Here is a 13,307-nt window from a genome sequence, read left to right as displayed (position 1 = left end):
TCAGGCATGCCGCAGGCGAGAGACGCCGAGGAAGGGCCGCCCCGCACCGAGGGCATCGTCCCCCTGGGGGGAAGGCGCCGAAGGCAACTCAGGGGGGGTTAATCAATATTTATTTTGTGCTGGCGAATCACCGCCGCCCAGCGGTTGCTGTCGGCCTGCACCATGCTGGCGAACTGCGCGGGCGTGCGCGGCGCAGCGGGCTCCACGCCCAGCTTGGCCAGGCTCTCGGCCACTTCGGGCGCCTGCACGGCCTTGGCAAAGGCCTTGTGCACCTTCTCGACCAGCGCGGGTGGTGCACCAGCGGGCAGGTACACACCAAACCAGGTCACCGACGAGTAGCCGGGCAGGCCGGACTCAGCCAGCGTGGGCAGCTCGGGCGCCAGGGTGCTGCGCTTTTCGCTGGTCACCGCGATGGCGCGCAGGCGTCCGGCCTTGGCATGGGGCATGCCGGTGGGCAGCGAGTCAAACAGCACGTGCGTCTGCCCGGCGATCAGATCAGGGATGGCCAGCGCCGTGCCCTTGTAAGGAATGTGGGTCATCTCCACACCCGCCTGCGCGCTGAAGGCGGCCGTGTTCAGGTGCACGATGGTGCCGTTGCCGCTGGTGGCGTAGTTGAGCTTGCCAGGGTGGGCCTTGGCGTAGGCAATCAGCTCGCCCACGGTCTTGACCGGCAGCGAGTTGGTGACCAGCAGCACGCTGGGTGCGTCGGCCACATGGGCCACGGGCGTGAAGTCCTTGCGCGGGTCGTAGGCCAGCTTGGGCATCAGGTGGGGCGAGATGGCGTGCGTGCTGCTGGTGGTCAGCAGCAGGGTGTAGCCGTCGGGTGCGGCCTTGGCCGCCTCGGCCGTGCCCAGGGTGCCGCCCGCGCCGGGCTTGTTGTCCACCACCAGCTGCTGGCCCAGGTCGGCCGCCACGCGCTGCGTGACCACGCGCGCCACCAGGTCGGTCGCGCCGCTGGCCGGGAAGGGCACGATCACCCGCACAGGGCGGTCCGGCCAATTCGCTTGAGCGTGCGCGGCAGATGCCAGCACCAAAAGGCCGGCCAGGCCCCAGACACCACGGCCCCAGGAAAGTAGACGCATACAGAGCACTCCCGCAAAGACATCGGACACAACAAAGGATGGAACCATCTTAGGAAGCTACGCCTTGCTTGACCACCAGCATTTCAGCAACCGGCTTTGCCACCACGGCAAACCGACGCATACTGCGGGCTTCCCCCTGCCCCTTCCCCCATGCGCCCCCACCTGCTGCAAGACACCACCCTGCGCTACTTTCTGGCCGTGGCGCAGAGCGGCTCGCTGACCGAAGCCTCGGCCCGTCTGCATGTGGCCGCCTCGGCACTGAGCCGCCAGATCGCGGGGCTGGAGGCCCAGCTGGGCACGCCCCTGTTCGAGCGCCACCCGCGCGGCATGGTGCTGACGGCGGCGGGCGAGATCCTGGCGGTGCACGCCCGCCGCACGGTGCTGGACGCCGAACGCGCGCTGGGCGAGATCGGTGCGCTGCAGGGCCTGCGGGCCGGGCAGGTGCGCCTGGCCACGTCCGACGCGTTTGCCAACGAGCTGGTGCCGCGCCTGTGTGTGGAGTTCCAGCGCACCTACGCCGGGGTGCAGTTCAGCGTGATCGCCCTGCCCACGGCCCAGGTGCCTGACGCCGTGCGCAGCGGCGTGGCCGACATCGGCCTGTGCTTCAGCCGCGCGCCGCACAAGGACATCGACGTGGCCTACCGCCAGAGCGCCCCGGTGCTGGCCCTGCTGCCGCCCGGCCACCCGCTGGCCAGCGCAGGCAGCGTGACCCTGGCGCAGATGGCCGCTTACCCGCTGGCCCTGCCTCCGGCCGAAACCACGGTGCGCCAGATGATCGACATCGTCTGCAGCCGCCAGGGCCTGCAGCTCGAAGCCGTGCTCATCAGCAACCACGCCAAGACGGTGGTCAACTTTGTGCAGCTGGGCGGCGGACTGTCCGTGGCCAGCGAGATCGCCGTGCGCCACCTGGTGGCCGAAGGCGCCATCGTGGCCCTGCCCATCAGCGACCCCGGCATGGACCTGCGCGACATCGAAATCCAGACCCTGGCCGGGCGCAGCCTGCCGGTGGCGGCGCAGGCGTTTCTGGAGTTGCTCAAGGAGCGGCTGCCCAGCCCCTGGTGAGGGGAAGCAAGGCCGCTCAGTAGCCGTGCTGCTGGCGGAAATCCCGCGCCTGGCTGAAATGCCCGTTGCCGATGAAAGGCACCGGCGGGCGCAGTGCCGACAGGGGCGAGGGGTGGTTGGAGGTGAGCACCAGGTGCCCCCGATCGGTGGGAATCCACGCGCGCTTGGATTGGGCGTGCGCGCCCCAGAGCATGAACACCACCGGGCGCGGGCCCTCGGCCACATGGCGGATGACGGTGTCGGTCAACTCCTCCCAGCCCTTGCCTGCGTGGCTGGCGGCCTGGCCCTCTTCGACCGTGAGGCAGGTGTTGAGCAGCAGCACGCCGTTTTTGGCCCACTTGACCAGGCTGCCGCCGGGGTTGGGGAACGGGGGAAACGCCACCCCCAGGTCGCGCTGCATTTCCTTGAAGATGTTCTGCAGCGAGGGCGGCAGGCGCACGCCCGGCGCGACGGAAAACGCCAGCCCCTCGGCCTGGTCCCGACCGTGGTACGGGTCCTGCCCCAGGATGACCACACGCACCTCCTCGGGCGGCGTCAGCTCCAGCGCGCGCAGCGGCTGGGGCGGAAAGATCGCAGCCCCCGCCTGCAGCCGCGCCTGCAAAAACGCGAGCAGTGCCTGCCCACGCACGCCGGCAAAAAAAACGTCCACCAAGGGCTGCCAGCCAGGGGCCACCGGCCAGTCGGCGGGTTGGGCCGTCTGGAGTTGCGTGACGGGCATTTCAGAGGGATTCATGGCGAAATGGGCTGATAGCGCAGGTGATATATGCGCCAGCAGCTATCAAAAACATAGTGATTACCCACTGTCAAGCAAACAGCTTGGCCAGCGCCAGGCCGGGGTCGTCGGCGCGCATGAAGGCCTCGCCCACCAGGAAGGCGTGAACGCCCGCGTCGCGCATGGTCTTCACGTCGGCAGGCTTCAGGATGCCCGACTCGGTGACCAGCAGGCGGTCGGCGGGCACGTCCTTGAGCATGCCCAAGGTCGTGTCCAGCGTGACTTCGAACGTGCGCAGGTTGCGGTTGTTGATGCCGACCAGCGGGGTCTTGAGCTTCAGCGCGCGCTCCAGCTCGGCGCGGTCATGCACCTCCACCAGCACCGCCATGTCCAGGCTGCGGGCAATGGCTTCAAAGTCTTTCATCTGCGCGTCGTCGAGGCTGGCCGCGATCAGCAAGATGGCGTCGGCGCCCATGGCGCGCGATTCGTAGATCTGGTATGCGTCCACCATGAAGTCCTTGCGCAGCACGGGCAGCAAGGTGCTGGCGCGGGCTTGCTTCAGGTAGTCGGGCTGGCCCTGGAAGAACTGCCGGTCGGTCAGCACCGACAGGCAGGCCGCGCTGACCTTGCCATCGCCTTCCATGTAGCTCTGGGCGATCTCGGCCGGCTCGAAGTCGGCGCGCAGCACGCCCTTGCTGGGACTGGCCTTCTTGATCTCGGCAATCACGGCCGCCTGGCCCTTGGCGATCTTGGCGCGCAGCGCGCCTTCGAAATCACGGGTGAGCACACGGCTCTCGGCATCGGCGCGCATGGCATCGAACGGCAGGCGCTTTTTGGCGGCGGCCACTTCTTCGTGCTTGACGGCCACGATCTTGTTGAGGATGTCACTGCTCATGGTGGGCTGCCTTGTCGGTTTCAATGGGCTCGGCGGAGCCCTGTTTCAGAATACGGGTGAACACGCGGTGCAGCACGACCCCTGCCACGATGAACAGGGCAGAGACGCCCAGTGCGATCCAGGTGCCAGGGTCGTGCCACATGGCTACGTCAGGCCGTCGTATCAGACCTCTGCCGCCAGCGCGTGCGTGCGCGTGACCACCTGCTCCAGCTTGGCCAGCGCGGCGCCGGAGGCAATCGCGGCACGTGCCTTGGCAATGCCGGCCTGGATGGAGTCGGCCACATTGGCGGCGTACAGGGCCACGCCAGCGTTCAGGCAGACGATGTCCTGCGCGGCGCCGGGCTCGCCCTTGAGCACGCCGATCAGCATCTCACGCGACTGCTCGGGCGTTTCGACCTTGAGCGCTCGGTTGCTCGCCATCGGCAGGCCAAAGTCCTCGGGGTGGATTTCGTACTCGGTGATCTGGCCGTTTTTCAGCTCACCCACCAGTGTGGCGGCACCCAGGCTCACTTCGTCCATGCCGTCGCGGCCATACACCACCAGCGCATGCTCGGCGCCCAGGCGCTGCAGCGCGCGCACCTGGATACCGACGAGGTCGGGGTGGAACACGCCCATCAGGATGTTGGGCGCACTCGCCGGGTTGGTGAGCGGGCCCAGGATGTTGAAGATGGTGCGCACACCCAGTTCCTTGCGCACCGGGGCCACGTTCTTCATGGCCGGGTGGTGGTTGGGCGCGAACATGAAGCCGATGCCGACTTCAGCAATGCACTGGGCGATCTGCTCGGGTTTCAGGTTGATATGGATGCCCAGGGCTTCCATCACGTCGGCGCTGCCGCTTTTGCTGGACACGCCGCGCCCGCCATGTTTGCTGACCTTGGCGCCCGCAGCGGCGGCCACGAACATCGAGCAGGTGGAGATGTTGAAGGTGTTGGCACCGTCGCCGCCCGTGCCCACGATGTCCACCATGTGGGTCGCGTCCTTGACGTGCACCTTGGTGCTGAACTCGCGCATCACCTGCGCGGCGGCGGTGATCTCGCCGATGGTCTCCTTCTTCACGCGCAGGCCGGTGATGATGGACGCCGTCATGACGGGCGAGAGCTCGCCGTTCATGATGAGCCGCATCAGGTGCAGCATCTCATCGTGGAAGATTTCGCGGTGCTCGATGGTGCGCTGCAGCGCTTCCTGGGGGGTAATGGGCATGGAATGTCTCCTGGTATTTAAGCAGAGGGCTGGTCTGTGAAGGCCAGCTTGAGCCCGAAGCCGATGAACATGGCTCCCGCCACGCGGTCCAGCCAGTGCATGCCGCGCTGGATCACCCCGGCGCGGCGCGCCATCCACGACGCGGCCAGCGCCCAGCCCACGTTGACGGGGATGGCGTTGAGGTTGAACAGCACGCCCAGCAGCACAAAGGCCAGCGCCTTGTTGTCCGCGCCCGGCGCGATGAACTGCGGCACAAAGGCCAGGAAGAAAATCGCTACCTTGGGGTTGAGCACATTGGTCCAGAAGCCGCCGAGGAACACCTTGGAAAGCGGCGTGTGCTGCGCAGGGGCCACCTGAGCTGCCGCCAGCGCTGCACTGTTGCCCCCATCGGCCCCGGGCTTGGACAACAGCATGCGCACGCCCATCCACATCAGGTACGCCGCACCAATCCACTTGAGCACGGTGAACGCGGTGGCCGATGCGGCCAGCAGTGCGCCCACGCCCACGGCAGCCGCAAAGATGTGCACAAAGCACCCGGCCGTGATGCCCAGCCCCGCCACGATGCCCGCGCGCGTGCCGGACTTGAGCGCGTTGGTCACGATGTAGAGCACATCAGGCCCGGGCGTGAGGTTGAGCAACCAGCCTGCGGCGATGAACATCACCAGCTGGTGGGCGTCGATGAAGTTCATGCGCGCTGCTCCAGAAAGTTCTTCAGCATGGCGTGGCCATGTTCGGTCAGGATGCTTTCGGGGTGGAACTGCACGCCTTCGATCGCCAGGGTCTTGTGGCGCACGCCCATGATCTCGCCGTCATCCGTCCAGGCCGTCACCTCCAGCACATCGGGGCAGGTGGCGCGCTCAATGGCCAGCGAGTGGTAGCGGTTGACGGTGAACTGCTCGGGTAGCCCGGCAAACACGCCCTTTTGCGTGGTGGTGATGACGCTGGTTTTGCCGTGCATCAACTCCTGAGCGCGGACGATGGTGCCGCCGAAGGCTGCGCCAATGGCCTGGTGGCCCAGGCACACGCCCAGGATGGGCAGCTTGCCGGCAAAGTGCTGAATCGCGGCGACCGAGATGCCGGCCTCGGCGGGGGAACATGGACCGGGCGAAATCACCAGGCGGTCAAGCTGCCCAGCATTCAGTCGCGCCTCGATCTCAGCCACGGTGATCTCGTCGTTGCGGAACACCTCTACCTCGGCGCCCAGTTCACCAAAATACTGGACGATGTTGTAGGTGAAGCTGTCGTAGTTATCGACCATCAAGAGTTTTGTCATGCGGCGCTCCCAGCAAGGGCGGGCTCGCGCAGACGGACGAACTCGCGGTGTTCATAGGCAATGCAGGCTTCCATGAGGCTGCGGTAGATGGCTTCCATCACATCGGCGTCGCCGCCTTCGGCCTGGACACGTTCGCGCACGCGAGCCACGATGGCTTCGATGCGGGCTTCGTCGCGCACTTGTTCCACGCCTTGCTTGATGCGGGCGGCCTGGGTCATGTAGCCCACGCGCTCCACCAACAGGGGCACCAGCACGTCGTCCAGCGCGTTCACTTCGCGGCGCACGTCCTGCATGGAGGCGCAGGGTTTGACCTTCTCGATGGCTTGGGGGGTGCGGGTCGTCATTCCAGGCCCTCCTCGACCAGTTCGGCAGCGCGCAGCAGTGCGCGGGCCTTGTGCTCGGTTTCTTTCCACTCCAGCTCGGGCACCGAGTCGGCCACCACACCCGCAGCCGCCTGCACGTAGAGTGTGCCGTTCTTGATGATGCCGGTGCGGATGGCAATGGCCACATCCATATCGCCCGCGTAGCTCAGGTAGCCACAGGCGCCACCATACAGGCCGCGCTTGGTGGGTTCGAGGTGGTCGATGAGCTCCATGGCGTGCACCTTGGGCGCGCCGGTGAGTGTGCCGGCGGGGAAGGTGGCCTTGAGCACATCCATGCTGGTCATGCCGTCGTGCAGGATGCCCTCCACGTTGCTCACGATGTGCATCACGTGGCTGTAGCGCTCCACCGCAAAGGCCTCGGTCACCTTCACGGTGCCGGTTTTGGCGATGCGGCCGATGTCGTTGCGTGCCAGATCGATGAGCATCACGTGCTCAGCGCGTTCCTTGGGGTCGTTGATGAGTTCGACCTCGGTGGCCTTGTCCTTCTCGGGCGTGGCGCCGCGTGGGCGGGTGCCCGCCAGGGGGCGGATGGTGACCTTGGTGCCTTCATCGGTCTTTTCCTGCCGCACCAGGATCTCAGGGCTGGCGCCCACCACGTGGAAGTCGCCAAAGTCGTAGAAGTACATGTACGGCGACGGGTTCAGCGAACGCAGGGCGCGGTACAGCGACAAAGGCGACTCGGTGTAGCGCTTGTGGATGCGCTGGCCGACCTGCACCTGCATGAAGTCACCGGCGGCAATCAGCTCCTTGGCGCGCTCCACGGCGGCTAGGTAGTCGGCCTTGGCAAAGTCGCGCTGGGCGGGGTGGCTTTCGGTGGCCTTGACCACGGGGGCGCTCACCGAATATTTGAGCTGCTCCTTGAGGTCGCGCAGGCGCTTCTTGGCCTTGGCGTAGGCCTCGGGCTGGGCCGGGTCGGCATACACGATGAGGTAAAGCTTGCCCGAGAGGTTGTCGATGACCGCCAGCTCCTCGCACTGCAGCAGCAGGATGTCGGGGCAGCCCAGTGTGTCGGGCGGGCAGGTGGTTTCGAGCTTTTTCTCGATGTAGCGCACCGCGTCGTAGCCAAAGTAGCCCGCCAGACCGCCACAAAAGCGCGGCAAGCCGGGGCGCAGGGCCACCTTGAAGCGCTTTTGGTAGGCCTCGATGAAATCGAGCGGGTTGCCTTGGGCAGTCTCGACCACCTGGCCGTCGGTCACCACCTCGGTCTTGGCCTGGTCGCCAAAGCCGCTGGCGCGCAGCAAGGTGCGTGCGGGCAGGCCGATGAAGCTGTAGCGCCCGAAGCGCTCGCCGCCCACCACCGATTCGAGCAGGAAGCTGTGCTTGCCGCCGTCCTTGGTGTGCGCCAGCTTCAGGTAGAGCGAGAGCGGGGTTTCCAGGTCCGCAAAGGCCTCAGCCATGAGCGGAATGCGGTTGTAGCCTTCGCTGGCCAGGCTTTTGAATTCAAGTTCTGTGATCACGGGGAAAGCTCCCAGCTGTCGCAGCGCGTGTCCCTGTGCATGAAAGCGGGGCGCTGCGGTCCATTCAATCGGCCTCACCGCATCGGGGCGGAGGCCACGGGTGCACGCTGGGGCGGCTGCCCAGGTGCCATCAGGCGTTCAAAGCGACAGGCTGACGCCAGGGCCAGGCTCCCCGGTCGCTGCAACCTGTGATGAACACGTGGTGAATGAACATGGGCCAAAGTGTAGCAAAGCTTTTTTGGCGACCCGATTTGACGCCCCGCAACGCGAGATCACACAACCACTCGAAAACCCTGTTGCGTGCCCCCAGGAGCACTGCAACAATTTGAAACGAACGATCGTTCTTTTTTTAGGAGTTGCACATGAAGTTTCTCCAGCGATGTGCCGCAGCAACAGTGGCATGCCTGTTGGCGACCAGTGCCATTGCCCAGCCCATCACCGTGGCCGACATCAAGTATGAAGAGACGGCGAGCCTGAGTGGCAGCAGCCTTCAGCTCAATGGCGCCGGGGTTCGTTACAAAGCCGTGTTCAAGGTGTACACGGCCGGCCTGTACCTCGAAAAGAAAGCCAGCACACCCGCCGAAATCATGGCCCAGAAGGGCCCCAAGCGCCTGAGCATCACCATGCTGCGCGAAATCGACTCCACCGAACTGGGCAAACTGTTCTCGCGCGGTATGGAGGACAACATGGACCGCGCGGCGTTCTCCAAACTCATCCCCGGCGTGCTGCGCATGAGCCAGATCTTCTCGGACCACAAGAAGCTGGTGGCGGGAGACCAGTTCCAGATCGACTGGATTCCCGGCACGGGCACCATCATCACCGTCAAGGGCAAGCCGCAGGGAGAGCCCTTCAAGGAGCCTGAGTTCTTCAATGCACTGCTGGGCATCTGGCTGGGCAACGCACCGGCGGACTGGAAGCTCAAGGACGCCTTGCTCGGCAAGCCCGCCTGATTCTGGACACCGGGCAAACCCCGACGCTCACCGGCTCGGCGCTGTCGCACGCCCGACAGACGCCCCTCCTACCGGGGAGTAGCCTTTGCCCGATCCATGGCACCTTTCTGATCGCCCCTTTTTTCACCCCTTGTTCTCTTGACGTAACAACGGACCTTGCACTGCGCGCCATCCGCGGCATGCGAGGTCACGGCTGAACCGAGCTTTTCGCGCTATCCGCGCACCGCTGCGAGCCGTCTGTCACACATCCTCCTCCGCCCCAGACACCTTTCGCGCCAGACACCACCATGAAACTCAGCCACCTCTCCGTCGGCCTGCGCCTGGGCGCATCGTTTGGCGCCATCCTGCTCATCACGGCCCTTATCGCCGCCACGGGTATGTGGCGCATTGCCAGCCTGCAAAGCGCCAGCGAGCGCGTCGCCACGCAAGAGATCGAGCAGCAGACCCTGGTGGAAGATTGGGCGTCAGACATTCGCCTGAACTGGGTGCGCACCGAGGCCTTCCTCAAGGCCATCGACCGCGACTACATGGACAAGCTCACCACCGACACCCAGGCGACGGCCAAGGGCATGGAAGCCAAGGTCAAGCGCATTGAAGCCCTGGTGCAAGGCGACCGGGCCAAGGGTCTTTTGGCCGTGATTGCCACGGCCCGGCAGGCCTACAACGACAAGCTCAACGAAATCCGGGAACTGCACCGCGGTGGCGAACCCAACGTGCCCGCTCTGGTAGACAAGGACCTGCGCCCACTGGCCGACAAATACCTGCAGTCGCTGGACGATCTGCGCAAGACCATGGCCGCCCAGCTGGCCGAAAGCCAGGCCGACACCTCCACCCTGGCCAAGGCCAGCCAGGTGCTGCTGGGCGTGGGCACACTGGTGGCCGTGGCGCTCGGCGCATTGATGGGCCTTACGGTCACCCGTTCCATCGTGCGCCCCTTGCAGCAGGGCCAGCACGCCGCCGAAAGCATTGCCGATGGCGACCTGACGCACCCTATCGCCGCCAGCGGCAACGACGAGACCGGCCAGTTGCTGCAGGCGCTGGCCACCATGCAATCACGCCTGGCCACCATCGTGGGCAACGTACGCTACAGCGCCGAAGGCGTGGCCACGGCCAGCGCCGAGATCGCGACAGGCAACAACGACCTGAGTGCCCGCACCGAACAGCAGGCCAGCGCGCTGGAAGAAACGGCCGCATCGATGGAAGAACTGGGTTCCACCGTGCGCCAGAACGCCGACAACGCCCGCACCGCCAACCAGCTGGCCATGAGCGCATCCACCGTCGCCCAGCAAGGCGGCGACGTGGTAGCAGAGGTGGTGGACACCATGAAGGGCATTAACGACAGCAGCCGCAAGATCGCCGACATCATCAGCGTGATCGACGGCATCGCCTTCCAGACCAACATCCTGGCGCTGAACGCAGCCGTCGAGGCTGCGCGCGCGGGCGAACAGGGTCGGGGCTTTGCCGTGGTGGCGGGCGAGGTGCGCAGCCTGGCGCAGCGCAGCGCCGAGGCCGCCAAGGAGATCAAGGGGCTGATAGGAACCAGCGTGGAACGCGTGGAGCGTGGCACCGCCCTGGTGGACAAAGCCGGCGCCACCATGACCGAGGTGGTCAGCGCCATCCGCCGCGTGACCGACATCATGGGCGAGATCAGCGCCGCCAGCAGCGAACAGAGCCAGGGCGTCTCACAGGTCGGCGAGGCCATCACGCAGATGGACCAGGCCACGCAGCAAAACGCTGCCTTGGTGGAACAAAGCGCCGCAGCCGCCGACAGCCTCAAAACCCAGGCCGGCCAGCTGGTGGATGCCGTGGCGGTGTTCCGCCTTTCGGACAACGCCACGCGCCACAACAGCTCCGCACCCGCCCCAGTGCGCAGCAGCGCCCCCGCAGCATCGCGTCTGGACTATCGCAACGTGGCGCCGCGCCAGCTGACCGCCTGAACGCCAGCACCCCGCAATCCGCAATCCGCAATCCGACCAGGCAAGCTCAGGTCAGCTGCGCCAGCGAATCCACAAAACCATCGGCATTCACAGCCCGCACGGGCTGGCCGTGGTTGTAGCCGTAGGTGACCAGCACCACCGGACACCCGGCAGCCCGCGCGGCCTGCGCATCATTGCTGGAGTCGCCCACCATGAGCGTGCGCGCGGGGTCTATGCCCAAGGCTTCGCAGGTCTTGAGCAGTGGCAACGGGTCTGGCTTTTTGCGCTCGAACGAGTCGCCACCGAAGACCTTCTCGAAATACCCGTCAAGGCCTTTCAACTGCAGCAGGGGCAGCGCGAAGTCCCGGGGCTTGTTGGTCAGACACGCCAGCCGCAGGCCCCGGCCCTGCAAAGCCTGCAGCCCCGCCTTCACGCCGTCATACACCCCGGCGTACTGACCATTGATGGCGAGATAGTGGCGCTGGTAGCTGGCCCAGGCAGAAGGGTAGAGCGCTTCAATTTCCGTAGCAATGGAGGCATGGTTGACCTGCACCAGCACGTGATGCAGCACTGAGCGCAACAGATGTTCCGACCCTTTGCCCACCATGTGCTCGATCGTCTGGGCCGCAATCGACGGCAGCTCCAGTTCACGCAGCATGCGGTTCAAGGCCTCATTGAAGTCACCCATGGTGTCCACCATGGTTCCGTCCAGGTCGATGATGGCGGCGTCCACACGGGCGAGCAAGGTGGACAGCAAAGGCGTAACGGCAGCGGGCATGAAACAGGCATTCAGTGAAAGAGACGGGGCCAAGTTTACGGACCCCGTCAAATCCTCCCCCTGCCTACCTCGCTTCATTCAACGCAAGCTGAGCGTTTCGCGCTTCCATGCCGGGTCTTGCCAGCGCTGGAACAGGGGCAGCGCGGCCACATCGCCGGTCACGCGCTCGGTGGTCAGGCCCTCCAGCCGCACCACTTCAAAGCTCTTGCGGTAGCGGCCCTGGCCCCGGGCTTCGCGGGCCACCAGCATTTGCTGGCCGCCAGGCACCCAGCCGGCCCATTCGGCCACGCCGGTCTCGGGCGTGGCGGCGGCGGGTGGCAGCACATCGGCCAGCCAACCGCCTTCGGTTTTGCGTAGCACCCACAGCTCGCGCCAGCCTTCCATCGGCTGCGCCGCCAGGGCCACGGCCGTGCCTTCGCGGTTGGTGCTGGCTGATGCGGCCCATACCACGCCGTAGGTGCAGCGGCGCAGCAGCGGGGCCTGGGCGCTGTGCTGCGCGTCCACCAGCAGCACACAGGTTTCGCCAGGGGCGCCGGGTTCGGTCAGCAGTGTGGGGCGGGCACCTACGGCTGCCACAGGGGCCACCGCCGGCACCAAGGCCCAACGCACGGCGCTCACGCGCATGGCGGCGTCGTTGTAAGCGGCCAGGTCTTCGTCGGGCAGCTCGGCCTTGCTCACGCCACTGAGTTCCGTCAGGGCACGCGCAGCGGCAGCGGCCACCGCTGGGTCGGCAGCGTTCTTGCGTGCCTGCTGAAAGGCGGCAGCACCCCACACGCTGGCGCGGCGCATTTGCACGCGGTTGCGCAGGTAGCCGGGCAGATTGGCCACGTCCACGCGCTCCAGCACGTCAGCCTGCCAGGTGGTGACCTTGGCGCGCTCGTGCGCAGGCAGGTCGGGGTTGATGCACTCGGGGCGGGTCAGCGCCAGGGCGGCGCGGGCGCGCTGCTCAGCATCGGCCACGGGCATGGCCAGCAGGCGGCGAAAGGCCTCGCCCTCGTAGCAGACCTGCATGCGGCCTTCGACCTCGTAGGTGGCAAAGCGCACGCCGTAGCCGTTGACCACATCCAGGTGCGCGGACAGCGTGGCGCCTGACGCCTTGCCCGGCGCGGCCACCGAGGCGCGGCGGGCCAGCCGATCGGCAAAAGTGCCCAGCGCATCAAAGGCCTGCGCGCCCTCCACGCCAGCCAAAGCCTTGGCAGGCGCGGCTTGCAGGTAGGCGGCTGTCAGGCCAATGCCCAGCGCCTCGGCGCCCGGCGTGTCCTGCACAAAGCGCATGACGGCCAGCAGCGCGGGGCCTTCGGTCTCGGTCAGGGCCACGCGGCGCACATCGCTGGCGCGGATGAAGCCACCGCGCTCGCGCTTGTGGTCCCACACCTGCAAATAGTCGAGGCGCTCGCCGCGCACTTCGAGCACTTCGCCCTGCCACAGGCTGGCCTGCTGCTGGGCGCCGTCGCGGGGTGCGGCGCGCAGGCTGGCCTGGTCTTGCACCACGATGGCGCTGCCCTGGGCGTTGGAAGATGGCTGTGGGGCGGCCTCAGCCGCCACGGTCACTGCGGCGCTGGCGACGGCTGCCAGCAAGGTGGCGAGGGTGGCGTTCAT

Annotated in this window: 14 protein-coding genes; 3 read left to right on the top strand and 11 right to left on the bottom strand. The window is 66.3% G+C overall.

The window, feature by feature from the left end; genetic code table 11:
- Positions 1-98 precede the first annotated feature (98 nt).
- Positions 99-1,082, bottom strand: a complete 984-nt coding sequence (locus ASD94_RS22035; protein ID WP_056647910.1) for a tripartite tricarboxylate transporter substrate binding protein — start codon at positions 1,080-1,082, stop codon at positions 99-101.
- 150 nt (positions 1,083-1,232) lie between these two features.
- Between ASD94_RS22035 and ASD94_RS22030 the strand changes: the two genes are divergently transcribed.
- Positions 1,233-2,144 carry a LysR family transcriptional regulator gene (locus ASD94_RS22030; RefSeq protein ID WP_056647909.1) on the top strand — a complete coding sequence of 304 codons (912 nt, stop codon included), beginning with the start codon at positions 1,233-1,235 and terminating at the stop codon, positions 2,142-2,144.
- 16 nt (positions 2,145-2,160) lie between these two features.
- Here the strand turns inward: ASD94_RS22030 and ASD94_RS22025 are convergent, their stop codons facing one another.
- The 8 genes from ASD94_RS22025 to trpE form a co-directional block, all read right to left on the bottom strand.
- Positions 2,161-2,877, bottom strand: a complete 717-nt coding sequence (locus ASD94_RS22025; protein ID WP_056647906.1) for a uracil-DNA glycosylase — start codon at positions 2,875-2,877, stop codon at positions 2,161-2,163.
- A gap of 70 nt (positions 2,878-2,947) precedes the next feature.
- Positions 2,948-3,751, bottom strand: coding sequence for an indole-3-glycerol phosphate synthase TrpC (gene trpC / locus ASD94_RS22020; RefSeq protein WP_056647904.1), 804 nt, complete (start codon positions 3,749-3,751; stop codon positions 2,948-2,950).
- Positions 3,741-3,893 carry a hypothetical protein gene (locus ASD94_RS23905; protein ID WP_200954264.1) on the bottom strand — a complete coding sequence of 51 codons (153 nt, stop codon included), beginning with the start codon at positions 3,891-3,893 and terminating at the stop codon, positions 3,741-3,743. The genes trpC and ASD94_RS23905 overlap by 11 nt, the downstream gene beginning before the upstream one ends.
- 20 nt (positions 3,894-3,913) lie before the next feature.
- Positions 3,914-4,951, bottom strand: a complete 1,038-nt coding sequence (gene trpD, locus ASD94_RS22015; protein ID WP_056647900.1) for an anthranilate phosphoribosyltransferase — start codon at positions 4,949-4,951, stop codon at positions 3,914-3,916.
- A gap of 17 nt (positions 4,952-4,968) precedes the next feature.
- Positions 4,969-5,640: a LysE family translocator gene (locus ASD94_RS22010; protein ID WP_056647898.1), complete on the bottom strand. Its 672-nt coding sequence runs from the start codon at positions 5,638-5,640 to the stop codon at positions 4,969-4,971.
- Positions 5,637-6,224: an aminodeoxychorismate/anthranilate synthase component II gene (locus ASD94_RS22005; RefSeq protein ID WP_056647895.1), complete on the bottom strand. Its 588-nt coding sequence runs from the start codon at positions 6,222-6,224 to the stop codon at positions 5,637-5,639. The genes ASD94_RS22010 and ASD94_RS22005 overlap by 4 nt, the downstream gene beginning before the upstream one ends.
- Positions 6,221-6,568: a chorismate mutase gene (locus ASD94_RS22000; RefSeq protein WP_056647892.1), complete on the bottom strand. Its 348-nt coding sequence runs from the start codon at positions 6,566-6,568 to the stop codon at positions 6,221-6,223. The genes ASD94_RS22005 and ASD94_RS22000 overlap by 4 nt, the downstream gene beginning before the upstream one ends.
- Positions 6,565-8,064, bottom strand: coding sequence for an anthranilate synthase component I (trpE, locus tag ASD94_RS21995; protein WP_056647889.1), 1,500 nt, complete (start codon positions 8,062-8,064; stop codon positions 6,565-6,567). Before trpE ends, ASD94_RS22000 begins: the two co-directional genes overlap by 4 nt.
- 362 nt (positions 8,065-8,426) lie before the next feature.
- Here trpE and ASD94_RS21990 point away from each other — a divergent pair, with 362 nt between their 5' ends.
- Both ASD94_RS21990 and ASD94_RS21985 read left to right on the top strand, forming a co-directional pair.
- Positions 8,427-9,014, top strand: a complete 588-nt coding sequence (locus tag ASD94_RS21990; protein ID WP_056647886.1) for a chalcone isomerase family protein — start codon at positions 8,427-8,429, stop codon at positions 9,012-9,014.
- Positions 9,015-9,301: 287 nt separating this feature from the next.
- On the top strand, positions 9,302-10,951 hold the full coding sequence (locus tag ASD94_RS21985) for a methyl-accepting chemotaxis protein (protein ID WP_056647883.1): 1,650 nt from the start codon (positions 9,302-9,304) through the stop codon (positions 10,949-10,951).
- Between the two features lie 46 nt (positions 10,952-10,997).
- Here the strand turns inward: ASD94_RS21985 and ASD94_RS21980 are convergent, their stop codons facing one another.
- Both ASD94_RS21980 and ASD94_RS21975 read right to left on the bottom strand, forming a co-directional pair.
- Positions 10,998-11,708 (bottom strand): phosphoglycolate phosphatase, encoded by a 711-nt coding sequence (locus ASD94_RS21980; protein WP_056647881.1) that lies wholly within the window; start codon positions 11,706-11,708, stop codon positions 10,998-11,000.
- A gap of 78 nt (positions 11,709-11,786) precedes the next feature.
- Positions 11,787-13,307 (bottom strand): hypothetical protein, encoded by a 1,521-nt coding sequence (locus ASD94_RS21975; RefSeq protein WP_056647880.1) that lies wholly within the window; start codon positions 13,305-13,307, stop codon positions 11,787-11,789.

The sequence above is a fragment of the Acidovorax sp. Root70 genome, from assembly GCF_001428225.1.
Lineage (GTDB): Bacteria > Pseudomonadota > Gammaproteobacteria > Burkholderiales > Burkholderiaceae_C > Acidovorax.
Note: the sequence above shows the minus strand (reverse complement) of the source record. Positions and strands in the feature narration are given on the sequence as shown.